18 protein-coding genes are annotated in these 14,181 nt (G+C 53.9%); 10 read left to right on the forward strand and 8 right to left on the reverse strand.

The genetic code is table 11. The features are described from left to right. The first annotated feature begins 6 nt into the window (after positions 1-6). Genes GAH_RS03155 through GAH_RS03165 form a run of 3 tightly spaced genes read left to right on the forward strand, consistent with a single transcriptional unit; the run spans position 7 to position 4,185 of the window. Complete coding sequence (locus GAH_RS03155) at positions 7-2,307, forward strand: TRAP transporter fused permease subunit (protein ID WP_048096699.1); 2,301 nt, start codon at positions 7-9, stop codon at positions 2,305-2,307. Then, on the forward strand, positions 2,294-3,571 hold the full coding sequence (locus tag GAH_RS03160; protein ID WP_218915474.1) for an aspartate aminotransferase family protein: 1,278 nt from the start codon (positions 2,294-2,296) through the stop codon (positions 3,569-3,571). Before GAH_RS03155 ends, GAH_RS03160 begins: the two co-directional genes overlap by 14 nt. Before the next feature lie 38 nt (positions 3,572-3,609). Continuing rightward, positions 3,610-4,185, forward strand: coding sequence for a class I SAM-dependent methyltransferase (locus GAH_RS03165; RefSeq protein ID WP_048094651.1), 576 nt, complete (start codon positions 3,610-3,612; stop codon positions 4,183-4,185). Here the strand turns inward: GAH_RS03165 and GAH_RS03170 are convergent. The 3 genes from GAH_RS03170 to GAH_RS03180 are packed head-to-tail and all read right to left on the reverse strand — an operon-like array spanning position 4,182 to position 6,606. Further along, positions 4,182-4,895 (reverse strand): amino acid ABC transporter ATP-binding protein, encoded by a 714-nt coding sequence (locus GAH_RS03170; RefSeq protein WP_048094652.1) that lies wholly within the window; start codon positions 4,893-4,895, stop codon positions 4,182-4,184. The two genes, GAH_RS03165 and GAH_RS03170, sit on opposite strands and share 4 nt — an antisense overlap. After that, positions 4,888-5,607, reverse strand: coding sequence for an ABC transporter permease (locus GAH_RS03175; protein WP_048094653.1), 720 nt, complete (start codon positions 5,605-5,607; stop codon positions 4,888-4,890). The genes GAH_RS03170 and GAH_RS03175 overlap by 8 nt, the downstream gene beginning before the upstream one ends. Positions 5,608-5,613: 6 nt before the next feature. Further along, positions 5,614-6,606: a substrate-binding domain-containing protein gene (locus GAH_RS03180; protein WP_048094654.1), complete on the reverse strand. Its 993-nt coding sequence runs from the start codon at positions 6,604-6,606 to the stop codon at positions 5,614-5,616. Between the two features lie 106 nt (positions 6,607-6,712). Between GAH_RS03180 and GAH_RS03185 the strand changes: the two genes are divergently transcribed. Further along, positions 6,713-7,426, forward strand: coding sequence for a hypothetical protein (locus GAH_RS03185; protein ID WP_048094655.1), 714 nt, complete (start codon positions 6,713-6,715; stop codon positions 7,424-7,426). On the opposite strand, the gene GAH_RS03190 is transcribed toward GAH_RS03185, so the two are convergent. Continuing rightward, on the reverse strand, positions 7,423-7,833 hold the full coding sequence (locus GAH_RS03190; RefSeq protein WP_052747736.1) for a hypothetical protein: 411 nt from the start codon (positions 7,831-7,833) through the stop codon (positions 7,423-7,425). The genes GAH_RS03185 and GAH_RS03190 overlap by 4 nt on opposite strands. Positions 7,834-7,885: 52 nt before the next feature. On the opposite strand from GAH_RS03190, the gene GAH_RS03195 reads away from it, so the two are divergent. After that, complete coding sequence (locus GAH_RS03195; RefSeq protein WP_048094656.1) at positions 7,886-8,932, forward strand: SPOUT family RNA methylase; 1,047 nt, start codon at positions 7,886-7,888, stop codon at positions 8,930-8,932. Between the two features lie 57 nt (positions 8,933-8,989). Here GAH_RS03195 and GAH_RS03200 read toward each other — a convergent pair whose 3' ends face one another. Continuing rightward, positions 8,990-9,400, reverse strand: a complete 411-nt coding sequence (locus tag GAH_RS03200) for a type II toxin-antitoxin system VapC family toxin (RefSeq protein ID WP_048094657.1) — start codon at positions 9,398-9,400, stop codon at positions 8,990-8,992. Then, positions 9,372-9,626, reverse strand: a complete 255-nt coding sequence (locus GAH_RS03205; protein ID WP_048094658.1) for an AbrB/MazE/SpoVT family DNA-binding domain-containing protein — start codon at positions 9,624-9,626, stop codon at positions 9,372-9,374. Before GAH_RS03205 ends, GAH_RS03200 begins: the two co-directional genes overlap by 29 nt. 241 nt (positions 9,627-9,867) lie before the next feature. Here GAH_RS03205 and GAH_RS03210 point away from each other — a divergent pair, with 241 nt between their 5' ends. Together GAH_RS03210 and GAH_RS03215 are read left to right on the forward strand one after the other, a co-directional pair. Then, positions 9,868-10,182 (forward strand): nucleotide pyrophosphohydrolase, encoded by a 315-nt coding sequence (locus tag GAH_RS03210; RefSeq protein WP_048094659.1) that lies wholly within the window; start codon positions 9,868-9,870, stop codon positions 10,180-10,182. Between the two features lie 34 nt (positions 10,183-10,216). After that, positions 10,217-11,287: a formate--phosphoribosylaminoimidazolecarboxamide ligase gene (locus tag GAH_RS03215; protein WP_048094660.1), complete on the forward strand. Its 1,071-nt coding sequence runs from the start codon at positions 10,217-10,219 to the stop codon at positions 11,285-11,287. Here the strand turns inward: GAH_RS03215 and cofC are convergent. Then, positions 11,284-11,886 (reverse strand): 2-phospho-L-lactate guanylyltransferase, encoded by a 603-nt coding sequence (gene cofC, locus GAH_RS03220; RefSeq protein ID WP_048094661.1) that lies wholly within the window; start codon positions 11,884-11,886, stop codon positions 11,284-11,286. The genes GAH_RS03215 and cofC overlap by 4 nt on opposite strands. A 72-nt stretch (positions 11,887-11,958) precedes the next feature. Between cofC and GAH_RS03225 the strand changes: the two genes are divergently transcribed. Then, complete coding sequence (locus GAH_RS03225; protein ID WP_048094662.1) at positions 11,959-12,219, forward strand: DUF5749 family beta-barrel protein; 261 nt, start codon at positions 11,959-11,961, stop codon at positions 12,217-12,219. Then, on the forward strand, positions 12,203-12,562 hold the full coding sequence (gene pth2, locus GAH_RS03230; protein ID WP_048094663.1) for a peptidyl-tRNA hydrolase Pth2: 360 nt from the start codon (positions 12,203-12,205) through the stop codon (positions 12,560-12,562). Before GAH_RS03225 ends, pth2 begins: the two co-directional genes overlap by 17 nt. On the opposite strand, the gene cobB is transcribed toward pth2, so the two are convergent. Further along, a complete protein-coding gene (gene cobB / locus GAH_RS03235; protein WP_048094664.1) occupies positions 12,534-13,268 on the reverse strand; it encodes an NAD-dependent protein deacetylase in 735 nt (244 codons plus the stop codon). The genes pth2 and cobB overlap by 29 nt on opposite strands. Before the next feature lie 75 nt (positions 13,269-13,343). On the opposite strand from cobB, the gene GAH_RS03240 reads away from it, so the two are divergent. Continuing rightward, complete coding sequence (locus GAH_RS03240; protein ID WP_048094665.1) at positions 13,344-14,129, forward strand: alpha/beta fold hydrolase; 786 nt, start codon at positions 13,344-13,346, stop codon at positions 14,127-14,129. The last annotated feature ends 52 nt before the right edge of the window (positions 14,130-14,181 follow it).

The following is a 14,181-nucleotide window of genomic DNA, read 5'->3' on the forward strand; positions in this document are numbered from 1 at the left end:
GACGTAATGGACGAGGTTGAGAAGTACGTTGCTCTGGAGAGGACGAGAACCCTCTCGGAGAAGCTGGAGCTTGCTGTGAAGATAGCGGCCGTGCTCATAGGGATTTACGAGATCCTGTTCATCTTCAACTTCACGTACTCGATCTACGACGTAGTTGCAAGGCTCGGGTACAAGATCTCGCTGCTCAGGCTGGACTTTCAGGACAAGCAGGGAGAGGCCTTTGTACTGGCCATGATTTTAGTGATAGCGTTCCTGAGGTACCCGATAAGGGACAAGGAGAAGTACCTGAAGAGCGTGCAGTTCTACGACTGGATACTCATCGCCTTAAGCCTTGCGAGCATGTTCTACATGTTCTACCGCTTTCCGACGTACATGGTCTTCTACGACGTCAACACCTACGACGTGATCTTCGGGCTCATCGCAATTGCTGTTGTGCTCGAGGCGACGAGGAGAACAGTGGGCTGGATTCTTCCGGCAATTGTCCTCGTTTTTCTGGCGTACGGCATAAGGGACACGATGTTCAACTGGAACAGATTCGTCCAGTACCTCTACCTCGATCAGGGAATCTTCGGAATCCCGTTCTACGTCATGACAATCTACGTCTTCGCGTTCGTCTTCTTCGGAGCCTTCCTGCTGAGGATTGGAGTAAGTGATTACATAACCCGATTCATGATCTCCCTCTTCGGACCGAGGCAGGGGGGTCCTGCGAAGGCTGCTGTGGTTTCAAGCGGTTTAATGGGGACTGTCAGCGGGAGTTCTGTTGCAAACGTCCTCACGACTGGAACATTCACGATTCCGCTGATGAAGAAGGCAGGATATCCATCAGAGACCGCCGGAGCCGTTGAGCCTGTCGCGTCAACGGGCGGACAGCTCATGCCGCCGATAATGGGTGCGGCTGCGTTCATCATGGCCCAGTTCCTCGGTGTGCCGTACAACAAGCTGATAATTGCCGCAATTCTGCCAGCGCTCATCTACTATGCGGGAGTTTACATCTTCATAGACCTCGAGACCAAGAGGCTCGGCCTGAAGGGGCTGTCGAGAGATTCGTTCACACAGCTCAGCTACTTCATCAGGAAGCTGTACATCCTTTTGCCGATAGCGGTCATAACCATCGCCCTTGTCTGGGGAATAGCCCCGCACATTGCCGCGATATCCTCTCTCGGAATAGCCATATGGGTCGCATGGATCTCAAAGGACGAGATTCCGGGTGACGAGAAGATATACGTCCCGTTCGTCGTCATGGCGATCCTGCTGATGTTCTCCGGCAGAGAACTATCCCACATCACCGCCCCACTACTTCTGCTGCTCGCGCTCGCCCTAATAGCTCTCGCGTTCACCAAGAGGATAGAGTTCAACGAGAAGCTCTACATCAGCCTTCTGTTCATAGCCTTCGCAGCATTCTGCAAGTTTCTGGGGCTCAGAAAGGAGGCCATACTCCTGATGAGCGGTGTCTTCGGGATAGTGTTCTCAATCCTCATCGGCAGAGTCTCCAAGACGGAAGTGGGGAAGAAGATGTCCTTCGCGACCTACGAGTCCATGATTGATGCCGGCATAACGAGCACGAGCGTCATGCTTGCAGCAGCGAGTGCCGGACTGATACAGGGAGTTCTGACGATGACCGGCCTTGTCACAAGCCTCGGTTACAAGCTCATTGACCTGACAGGCGGCTACCTCATGCTCCTGCTGATCATGGCCATGATATTCAGCCTGATCCTCGGCATGGGTGTGCCCACGACGGCAAACTACGTCATAACCTCCCTCGTCGCAGCCCCGGCAGTATTCAACGCCGTTGCAGGAAATGCTGTTTATGATGCGCTCGTTCCCGGCACGGCAACAGCCACAGCCCTTCTTGCAGCCCACTTCTTCGTCTTCTACTTCGGAATCCTCGCCGACCTGACACCACCTGTCGCCCTCGCGGCCTACGCAGGCTCGGCTTTAGCGGGAAGCGACTTCTGGAAGACGGCAAAGAACTCCGTCAAGTACGCGTTAGCGGGCTACATAGGGCCGTACATCTACTTCACCCACCCGGAGATGTTCCTGATAACCGTGCAGAACTGGGACCTGTTCATGATTCTGAAGGTGCTTTACTACTTCCTCGCAAGCTTGCTGGTGATGTACATGCTTGCCGTTGCGATAACGGGCCACTTTGGAAGACCGCTCAGAAAGGAGTTCAAGGCCATTATCGGCCTTCTTGGGGTTAGCGGGGCCACGCTGCATGTCATCCCAATTGCCCTCGGCGCTGGGGCGCTGCTGGGCCTCAGAATATACAACAGCAGGTTGAGAGGTGAGACGGTTGAGGAGTACTGAAATATACGAGAGGGCGAGCAGAATAATTCCGAAGGCCGCTCAAACAGGTTTGAGGGCTGAAACGCACTACCCCTACCCGTTCGTTCCGGAAAAAGCATATGGATGCAAGATGGTGGATGCTGACGGCAGAGAGTACACGGACTACCACCTGGCCTTCGGCCCCATACTGCTGGGCCACAACCACCCCGAAGTGAATGATGCAGTGAAGGAGCAGATAGTCGAGGGCGTGCTTTACGGCGCAGGAGTTTGCGAGCTTGAGGTTGAGGTGGCTGAGAAGCTTGTAGATCTCATCCCATCGGCAGAGATGGTCAACTTCGTCAACTCGGGAACTGAGGCGACATATCACGCAATAAGGCTGTCGAGGGCTTACACGGAGAGAGAGGTTGTGGTGAAGTTCGAGGGCTGCTACCACGGCTGGCACGACTACGTTGCATTCAACGTCTCCCCGCCCGAGGACATGATGGGCAAGATCTACCCCCAGTCCAAGGGAATACTTAAGGCCGCATACGAGACCACGAAGGTACTGCCGTTCAACGACAGCGAAGCCTTCAAAGAGTTCATGGCGGAGCATGGAGAGGAGGTGGCGGGAGTCATCCTCGAGCCGATTCCCCACAGCGTCGGAGCGATTGTGCCCGAGAAGAAGTTCCTCAAGACCCTAAGAGAGGAGACCAAGAGCTACGGGAGCGTGCTGATATTCGATGAGATAATCACGGCGTTCAGGCACAACATCCACGGGGTTCAGGAGGAGTTTGGGGTCACGCCGGACATAACAACCATCGGAAAGTCCATGGGCAACGGCTTCCCTGTTGCAGCAATAGTCGGGAGGAGAGAGATAATGTCCATGATCCACAACGGAGTCCTCGTCTCTGGCACGTACAGCGGGCACCCTGCCGCTCTCGCTGCAGTAAAGAAGACGATTGAGGTTCTGGAGAGGGACAGCGTGGTGGAGTACATCTCCGATCTGGGAGAGGAGTACAGAAAGGCCCTGAACGACATTATCGAAGATTTGGACATCGAGGCGAGGGTGGTGGGGTACAAGTCCATCTTCGCACTTCAGTTCGCGAGAGGAGAGGTGAGGAGCTACGCGGACATAGTCGGCATAGACAGGGAGAGGTTCAGGAGGTTTGCGGCTGAGATGAGGAAGAGGGGCATATTCTTCACCCCCAACCCGCTGAAGAGGTGCCACCTCTCGGCGAAGCACACCGAAAAGGAGATGGAGGAGTTCGTCCACTCCGCAAGGGAGGTTCTGAAGAGCCTCGCATGATCAAAACCTTTTTGTTTTTCACAATCATTTTTTGCTGAATGGAGTCTGACAGGGTCTTTGACAGGCTCGCGGAGAGATACGACTCGTGGTACGACAGAAACCCGGATCTCTTCGAGGCTGAGGTAAAAACCGTGCCCCCTCCATCCTCCCCTTCCCTCGAGATAGGGTGCGGCACTGGCAGGTTCATGCAGAGGCTCAGGATTGACGTTGGCGTGGACGTCTCGGCCAGAATGCTTGAGATCGCGAGAATGAGGGGGTGTGAGGTCGCTCTTGCAGACGGCAGCTCACTCCCTTTCCGCAGCGAGGCATTCTCATCCGTCTACCTCATCTTCACCCTCTGCTTTCTGGATGAGCCCGGAAAGGTTATGAAGGAGGCGTGGAGGGTGCTCAGACCGGGTGGCTCTCTGGTAACCTGCATTGTACCGCTCGACTCAGGGCTTGGAAAGGAGTATTCCTCCAGAAACAGTCCGTTCTACAGGATTGCGAGGTTCTACAGAGAGCAGGAAGTGAGGAAGATGCTCGAAAGCTCGGGGTTTGAGGTCACCGAAGTCAGAAGAGCAATGCTCAGGCACTCCGAAAACGACTTCGTGTGCTTTAGGGCGAGAAAGAGTTAGTAGTATGCGATCTCCTCTACAAACCTTCTCGTCCTCTCATCCTCGGGGTTTTCGAACAGCCTTTTAGTTTCAGCAATCTCCACAATTTCTCCCTTCTCAATGTACGCGACCCTGTCGGCCAGCCGCTTGGCCTGAAACAGGTTGTGGGTGGCGAGTATGATCGTCTTACCTTCCCCGCGCATCTCTCTTATCGCATCCTCAATCACCCTCGCGTTCTCTGCATCAAGGTTTGCCGTGGGTTCGTCGAAAGCGTAGACGTCAGCGTCCAGAACCAATGCCCTCGCAATCGCGACCCTCTGCTTCTGCCCTCCGCTCAGCTTCCTCGCGTTCTTGCCGGCAAGCTCTTGAATCCCAAGCTTTTCAAGTGTTCGCTCCACCCTCTCCCTGAGCTCTTTCCCGTTTACACCCCTTACCTTCAACCCGTATGCGACGTTGTCGAAAACGTTCGCCCTGAACATCACCGGTGTCTGGAAGACCATGGTCACCCTCCTCCTGATGGTCTCAAGATTCTCCCTGACATCCACGCCGTCGAACGTGTACTCTCCACCAAAGTCGGTCTCGAGGCACGAGATGACCCTGAGGAGCGTCGTCTTCCCAGCACCGCTGCTGCCGATAACGGCAAAGACCTCTCCCCTCCTCACCTCAAGGCTCACGTTTTTCAGGGCCTGAACGTCCCCGTACCTCTTGCTCACACCCCTCAGCTCAATCATGGGCCCATCTCCTCTGCAGGTAGTTGGACAGCGCCGTTACAAGGAAGACTATGGCAAGGAGTACCGTGCCGAGGGCTATCGCAAACTCGATCTCCCCCCTCGCCACGTACATCTGGATGGACGTGGTCAGGACTCTCGTGTTGAGCTCTCCTCCCCTTACAAATATGTTTCCACCGACCATCAGCGCGATCCCGAGCTCGGCTATAGCCCTGTTGAACGCGGCTATGACTGAGAGAGCTATCCCCGACACTGCTTCCTCTATAACCTTGATCATCCCCTGAACCCTGCTCGCCCCGAGCGTCATCACCAGATCCCTTATCTCCCCCTCCACACTCTCTATCGCATTTGCGGTGAAGCTCACGACTATTGGCAGGACGAGGAGCATCTGGCCGAGACTTATCCCCATTTCCGTGTAGAGGAGGCCGAGCATTCCGAGGGGGCCAGCGGGAGCGAGAAAGAGGTAGAGGATGAGCCCCATCACCACCGTTGGAATGCCGAGCATCGCGTTGAAGATCGATTTCAGCAGGCCCTTCCCCCTGAAGCTCGCGAGACCCATCGCAACGCCCACCGGGATGCCTATGAGGGCGGAGAGCATCGCAGCTATGCCCGAAACCTTAACGCTCCTGAAGGCGATGTCCAGCAGCTCAGCATTTCCGCTGAGCACAAGCCTGAACGCGCCTGAGATTCCCTCGATTATGTACTCCCAAGCCATGATCCCTCACTGCTCTGCAAACTCGAAGAAGCTCATCCCCTCCCCGTACCTGAACTTCTTGGGACACTCGGTGATCATGCCATCATCCTCCATCAGCCCGTACTTGACAATCCAGCTGAAGTAAGGCTCCTTCCTCTCCTTCAGCACCTCGACGATGGGGTAGAACAGGGGCTTCCCGAACTTCTCCTTTCCAAACTCACCGATTATCCTCTGCCCCTCCTCGCTCGTGAGCCAGTTCGCGAGTGTCTTTGCACCCTCGAAGTCCTTGTCGAACTTCTCCGGGTTTATCAGAATTATGGCGTAGACGTTTATCAGCTCCTCACCCTTATCCACCAGCGCCTCAAGATCAATGAGCCCTTCCTTCCTGTACTTCAGGAATGTGCCTGTATCTGAGAGCGTGTAGGCCTTCTTCGTATTTGCATAGTTCAGCGTTGCCCCCATTCCCGTGCCGGTGGCAACGAACCAGCTCTCGTTCTTTATCTGCCTATAATCGAATCCCGCCATCCTCCAAAGGGATATCTCCTTCGTGTTCGTTCCCGAGCCATCATCCCTTGAAACCCATATCGCCTTCCCCTCCCTTCCAGCCTGAGCGATCTTCTTTAGTGCTTCCACAGGGCTGAGTCCCCTTATCCCTGCAGGATCGTCCTCTGGCCCGACTATGACGAAGAAGTTGTAGGCGAAGACCTTCCTGTTCACCCCATAACCCTCCTCCATGAACTTCAGCTCCTTGCTCCTCGCGTGAACCATTATCGCATCGCTAACACCGTTCTTCGCATCCTGAATCGCCGCTCCCGTGCCCTTTGGAATGAAGTGCAGCTCTATGCCGTACTTCTCCTTGAAGGCAGGAGCTATGGCCTCCTCAAGCAGACCGGTGTCGTAAAGGCTCGTTGTGGTGGAGATCGTCAGCACCCTGACCTGTGACTGGGCCTGATGCTGGAGAACGAATGCCACCGCGATTATGAGCACGAGAATGCCAACAGCAGCCACAACCCTGTTCATGAGATCACCCCGATATGCACGACAATACATAACGATTTTAAAAAGGTTGTGATGTTGTTCACCAAAAATTCAAAAAGTTTTTAACGCTGACAAACACCTCCGCATTGTGCTTGCAACCGTGCTGACAATCAGCGTCTTCGCACTCTCGATGATGTTCACGATGCTGCTGCTGAACCACTCAAGACCACGCGTCAGTGACGGTTCCCTCTGGTCTTTTGTCACAACCTACCTTCTCCTGAGCTCACTCGTGTTTCTTATCATCTCGATCGTCGAGCTGTTCGAGTTCCTCTCCGACTTCAGGATCCTGACGTTCGAGGTTCCAAATCTCGAGGCGTACCTCTACGTCGTCATGCCCCTGTCATTCGCCATCCACGTCTACGCGATATACCGGCTCTCAACGCTCGTGGAGTTTAGAGTTGAGAACGTCGACCCAAACAGGATTGGCCTTCCCGTGGTCTACGTGTCGATTTTCTGGCTGCTGTCCATAGAACTCCCCGAGTTCGGGAGGGTTGCCTACGACATCGTTCTCCTTTCTGAGTTCGTCTACATCCTCTCCCTGCCAGTCGTCGCGGCCATAATCTACCTGACCCTGAGGGAAAAGAGGATAGAGCACGCGATAATCCAGCTCCCCATGGAGTCCATCGACAGGCTCTCCGGAATCTCGCTCTCCATAGCCCTGTTCTCCCTCGCGGTATTCATGAACGTTCACAGCTACCATCTGGTCTACGACCAGCTTGAGGCGTTCTCGCTGATAGTATTCATAGTGTCCGGGGAGCTCTACAGAAGGAACCTGTTCAGGATGATGAAGATAATAGGCTAAAAGGAGAGCGGGCAGGTCGTCAGGAATGCCATCATCGACACCCCGGTCAAGAGTGCGAGGGCCACGAACAGGACAACCTGAATCACGAAGACGAGTATGAGGGACAGGAACGCCCTCTCCCAGCTCGTGTCGAACATCTCCTTCACGACCCACGCAAACGCGACGAAGTAGCCGAACGGTGCCAGAAGAATTCCGACAACCGGGATTAGCACGAGGAGCTTCGCAACGAAGAATGCTATGACTGTTCCGGCAAGCACGGCAAGCATGGCCTTGAAGAGCGTGGCCCTAATTCCCGCCCACCTCAGGGCGAGGTAAAACACCGCCCCGCCCAGAACCCCCGCGAGCAGGAAGGTGACGAGCATGCCGGAGAGAAAAACACCCGCAAAAACTGGCTCGCCGTGGGGCATGAATAAAAGTGGGCCAGCAAGCTATAAAAAACTTGCCGGGTAAGGATTCTCGATGATTTTCGTCAAAACCCAGAGAGGAATGGAGTACATCGCCATGCAGAACATCAAGGAGCTCATGGGAGACGTTAAGATAGAAGTTAGGCCTGCTGGCTACCTCGGAGTGCTCATAGTCCACTCGGACGACATCGAGAAGGTCAAGGAGGTTCCGGAGGTCGAGAAGGCCATCCCCATTCTGTTCGAGCTGAGAAGCGACCTCGACGAGATTCTCGGAAAGGCCGAGGAGATCGTGGAGGCCATGGGAGACTTCGAGACTTTCGCTGTAAGGACAACGAGGAGGGGGCTCAGGCACGACTTCAACAGCATGGACGTTAACATAAGGCTCGGGAGGAGAATTCAGGAGATCAGCGGAAAGGAGGTCGACCTGAACCAGCCGGACAAGGCCGTTTACGTTGAGATCGTCAACGAGAGGACGTTCATAGGAATTCTGGATGGAGAGGAGGAGAGGAGGAAGTACATGCCAGAAAAGGTCGACAGCCTGAAGTTTTTCGGCAAGGTCTCCTTCGTCCAGATGCCCTACCTCGAGAACCCGAAAGGGGCGAGGGAGATTGGAGAGAGGATTGGCAGGAGCGCCCAGTCGTTCGAGATAAAGGAGCTCATCATCGCTCCCTACGGATACGTGGATGCCGACGAGCTCTACGAGTTCCTGAGGGGGCTCAGGAGGGGGAAGGAGTCCAGGCTCAAGATACAGAGGAGGAGCTACGCCAGAGACGTGAGGGAGGTGAGGGTGCTCGTCCACGACCTGTACCAGACGTTCAGGGACAAGAGGAGAAAGAGGAGCGTCCTGATCTCCACAGATCCGACGGGAAAGCAGCTCTCGGAGATAAGGGAGGAGCTCAAGAGGGCGTTTGAGAGAGCGGATGAGATAGTCATCTTTGCGGGCAGCAGAACCGGGCTGCCCAAGGGAATCCTGAGGCTGTCAGACTTCGTGATAGACCTCACACCATACATAACCTTCCCCACCGAAATAGCGATCCCCGCATCCCTCATAGCCCTGCTCGATGTTTACGAGGAGATGGTTCAGGAAAGGGAGCAGAAGTAGATTGTTAGATTTCCAGCATTTTGGACGATTGTTTTACACAAACTCCATCTCAGCTCCTCAGAAGAGCCTCCTTAAGCCTTCAACCACATCGAAATCCGTATCGTTGCTAATTATTGTTCCATCACAGTATCTCAATGCAAGAGCAGCATGAACCGCATCTCTCGGCAAAAGCTTGTACTTCTCAGCAAATTTCTGGGCATCTTCACAAATCGCGTAATCAACATTCAGAAACTCAAGAAACGGCATTTTGAGCAGGATTTTACCGATTTTAATGCTCTCTTCAACTCCAGAAACTTTCCTCACGACATACACAACTTCATCCCATGTCAGTACTGAGGTAAAAGCATTGAACTCACCATCAGATGCCTTTCTTAGCCACTCCTTTGATTTTTCGGCAACATCTCCAGAATAGAGAGCCGCATAAATGAAAATATTGGAGTCAATATAGACGTTCTTCAATTTGTCCATAATACAACCTCTTCAATTCGACAGCATTCGGTGCCTCAAGCTTTTTCTTAATGACTGAGGTGAACTCTTCCACGTAGTCTTTACCAGCCTTTTCCGGCCTCAGGATAATCTCATCACCTTTAACCTCAAAGATGACTTTTTTACCCTCTTTCAAACCAAATCTGTCTCGTATTTCTTTTGGGATTGTGACCTGCCCCTTTTTACCAACAGTTCTTGTTCTTACCATCAGGTATGAATTTTGATTTTGGGGTTAAAAAATTTGTCCACCTTCCACGAGGAACAGGAATCTCTCCCACCTCTGGTTTTGTCATAAAATCTCCCAATTCTGGAGATATGTTCAAGAGATTTCCTGTTGAGACCCGATAACACCTGCTCTTTTTGTGGTATGGTGCTGTGAGATAATAGATAGTCTTCTTAGAGTACGACGATCCCAAAGTTTTACATTAAACCTGTGTATTGGATTGATTATGGAATTGAACGAAATAACCAGAATTCTGATTGATTTCAGGGATAGAAGAGACTGGAAAAAATACCACACCCCGAAGAACCTCGTGATTTCCGTGGCAGTTGAGATTGGCGAGCTGCTTGAAATTTTCCAGTGGAAGAGCGATGAGGAGATTGCGAGACTTCTGGAAAGTGAGGAGTACAGGGAGAGGATTGGAGAGGAGATCAGCGACGTGATGATCTACCTGCTCACCCTCGCCCACGAGTGCGGGATAGACTTGGAGAAGGCGGTTCTCTCGAAGATCGAGAAGAACGAGAGGAAGTACCCGGTTAAATGAAAGGCTTTTTATTTTTGGGTGAGAACAGCAAGACATGCGCGACGAGATCCTCAGGATACTCTCCTCCTACGACCAGGAAGAGGTCAGGATAGGCACCATAGGCAGCCACTCGGCCCTCAACATTCTGAAGGGGGCGAAGGAGGAAGGGTTCGAGACCGTCTGCATATGCAGGGAGAAGGAGAGGTTCGTTTACGAGAGCTTCGGGGTTGCGGATCACATAATTCAGGTTGACGATTACCGGGAACTGCTGGACGAGGTGATTCAGAGGAGGCTCATAGAGCTCAACACCGTGCTCATCCCCCACGGCAGCTACAACGCGTACATAGGCAGCCTCTACAACCTGAAGGTTCCCGTCTTTGGCAACAGGGTTCTTATGGAGTGGGAAACTGTTAGAGAGAAGCAGAGGGAGTGGCTGGAGAGGGCAGGGCTGAAACTCCCCAGAACGTACTCCTCCCCAGAGGAGATAGACGGGCTCGTCATAGTGAAGTACCCCGGGGCGAGGGGAGGCAAGGGATACTTCATAGCCCGCGACAGGGACGACTTCTACAGGAAAGCAGGAGAGCTCGTCAGGAGAGGAGTAATCTCGGAGAGGGACGTTGACAGCGCCCACATCCAGCAGTACGTTCTCGGTGTGCCGGTCTACTTCTCCTTCTTTTATTCAGTTGTGAACGGCAGGATAGAGCTCATAGCCATAGACAGGCGCTACGAGTCGAACGTGGACGGGATAGGCAGGATTCCGGCCGAGGAGCAGCTGGAGGCTGGAATCATCCCCACATACACGGTTGTGGGCAACATACCGCTTGTAGTCAGGGAGAGCCTGCTCTCCAGAATACTCAGGGACGGGCAGAGGGTCTACGAGTACTCGAAGAGGATAGCGGAGCCGGGAATGGTTGGCCCGTTCTGTCTGGAGAGCATAATAGACGAGAACGGAGAAATCTACTACTTCGAGATCTCAGCGAGGATTGTGGCCGGCTCGACTGTGGGCATACCGGCCTCGCCATACTCCTACGTGCTCTTTGGAGAGAACATGTACATGGGCAGGAGGATAGCGAGGGAGATAAGAATAGGGATTGAAAAGGACATGCTGGGTGAGATGATCTTCTAACTCCTCTTCAGCATGGGATCTTTCTCGGAGAAGTCCACGTAGAAGCCAAGCCCCTCAAGGTACTCGTAGCTCCTCTTCCCCTTCCCGTGTATCATCAGCTCAAGCAGGTCGCTCTCGTCGTCAATGTCCACGCTCGCGTAGAACGAGTCGAAGATCTTATACTTAAGCCCGAGCGACTCGCATATCTGAACGTGCTTGACAAAGCTGCCGTAGTGGTAGGAGGTGCGAAAGCTCCTGCTTCTCGAGAGGAGCATGTTTGTCCCCCCCTTCCTCCCCGGGGCTAGGACAACCTCTCCATCGGAGCTCAGGAACCTCTCCACCACCCTCTCATTAAGCAGTGGGAGATCGGACATTACCACGGCCAGATCCCCTTTCTTTATCCTCGAAGTCACCACCTCGTCGAGGCTCCTGCTGTCCACCTCGTACCTGAGGCCCTCAAGCCTCCTGTCCTCAGCGCTCGATATCACCACCGCCTCACCGCACGCATCAACGACGTCCAGAAGGAGGTTGAACGCGAGCTCCTCCCTCTCCTCCCTTGTTAGAATGCCGGAGAGCCTTGTTTTCGGGTTGACAGGTTTGAACGGGATCACTATTTCCATGCTGGAAGAGGTTTAGCGGCAATTAATAAACTTGCGCAAATGATTTATCCCTGAACCCACAACACCGAAAACATGGATTTAATATGCCGCTTCGTTCGCAAGGATGGTGAGGAGGTCGGGGAGAGCATAGACGTTTTTGAGGGATACCTTATAGTCAAGAGTTCCGACAGGTTCTTCGGCGTTCCCCTCTCGGCGGTGAAGGAGGACGGAGACGCGCTCGTAATACAGGACTACGACGAGGAGGAGGCGAAGAAGGTAGGAGAGAGGTGGGTGGAGGAGAAGTCGAAGCCCGTAAGCCTCGAAGAGCTCGAGCAGTATGGTTTCGGAGAGTGAGTACAAGCAGGTGATCGTGGTCAGGGAGGATCTTAAGCTCTCGAGGGGGAAGCTCGCGGTTCAGGTAGCTCACGCGGCAATAATAGGCTACGAGGCAGCCGATTCGAGTACGAGAGATAAGTGGAAGATGGAGGGGCAGAAGAAGATAGTGCTGAAGGTGAAAAATCTGGAGGAGCTGATGAGGATATTCGAGCAGGCGAGAAAAGCTGGCTTGCCGTCTGGATACGTGAAGGATGCGGGGCTTACGGAGATCCCTCCCGGAACCATCACAGCGGTGGTCATAGGCCCTGAGAAAGAGGAGAAAATAGACAAAATCACGGGAAGCCTTCCTCTTCTAAAATAGGCAGCAGGGGTTCGAAGAATTTTCCCGCCCTCTCCCTCACGCTGAGGTCGGCGATATCCGTTACGGGAGTCACGTCGGGGTTTATCTCGATTACCATGTTTCCGTTTCTCTTCGCGTGGTGAGGGAGGTAGGCTGCGGGGTAAACGACAGCAGATGTTCCTATAACCAGAACGCTGTTCTCCTCGCAAAGGCTCATGGCGAGCTCGAGCTCCCTTTCCGGCAGCGCCTCTCCAAACCACACCACGTTCGGCCTCATCATCTCCCCGCACTCGCAGACGGGCGGAATGGCTTTGGGAGGTTTGGCAACCCTGACGATCCTGTCGCACCCCAAGCACCTCATCTCATCAATCCTGCCGTGCAGGTGAATCACGTTCCTGCTTCCGGCCCTCTCGTGCAGGTTGTCCACGTTCTGAGTTATCACGGCCTTCAGAAGTCCCTTCCTCTCCATGATCGCCAGAGCGAGATGTGCCGGGTTCGGCCTCGCGCTGAAAACCTTCTCCATCCTCCACGCATACCACTCCCAGACGAGTCTTGGGTTCTTCGCAAACGCCTGAGGTGTGGCAAGCTCCTCCGGCCTGTACTTGTTCCACAGTCCGTCCTTTCCCCTGAACGTCGGGATTCCGCTGTCCGCAGATATCCCCGCTCCGGTGAGGGCAACGAGATTCCCGCTACACCTCCTGACCAGCTCGAGGAACTTCGAGATCATTGAAGCATTCTTGAAAGGGGAAGGGATAAGGGTTGCGGAGACAAAGCTTAAAAGGGCAAAATCAAACGAAAAATCATGAGGTTTGGATTCTTTGACTCCGACGGCCTTAAGCTCAGGTACTTTGAGGCCGGAAATGGCAGGCCGCTCATTCTCGTGCACGGCCTTGGAGGCAGCCTTGAGGCGTGGTCTGAGCAGTATGATGAGCTCTCGAGGAGGTTCAATGTTGTCGCCCTCGACCTCAGGGGCTTCGGGATGTCTGACGTGCCGGAGAGCGTTTCGATTGGAGACTTCGCGAGGGACGTGAGCAACCTCATGGAGCACCTTGGCATCCAGAAAGCCAGCATTCTTGGTCACTCAATGGGTGGCCTCGTCTGCATGGAGTTCTACGCCAGATACCCGGAAAAGGTTGAGTCCCTGATCCTCGCGAACACGTTTCACAGGCTGCCGGAGAGCATGAGAGAGGAGTTCGAGAAGAGGCTGGAGATCCTTGAAAGCAGCCCGGACATGAGCCAGATCGCCGCGTTCATCTCCCAGATCTCCCTCTACCAGAACAGACCCGAACACAGGGAGCTCGTGGAGACGATAATAAGAAAGAACGACAAGAGAATCTACACGCTCGCCACTGCCGAGATCTTCCGTGCTGATTATGAAGATCTGCTTCCCAGAATCGAGGTGCCGGTGCTCGTAATCGTCGCTGAGCACGATGCCACTACACCCCCAGCTTTCGGCGAGGCGATCCACAGGCTCGTGCCGAACTCGGTTCTGAAAAGAGTGTCCAGCTCGGCCCACCTGTCCATGCTCGAAAACCCGGAGGAGTTCAACCGGGCAGTGGTTGAGTTTCTGGAGGGGCTGCAACAATAATATTTCTCCGCCGGAACATATCGCCCGGACTGTCATCACAAGAGTTAAATTT

The organism is Geoglobus ahangari (genome assembly GCF_001006045.1).
In the GTDB taxonomy this organism is placed as follows: domain Archaea; phylum Halobacteriota; class Archaeoglobi; order Archaeoglobales; family Archaeoglobaceae; genus Geoglobus; species Geoglobus ahangari.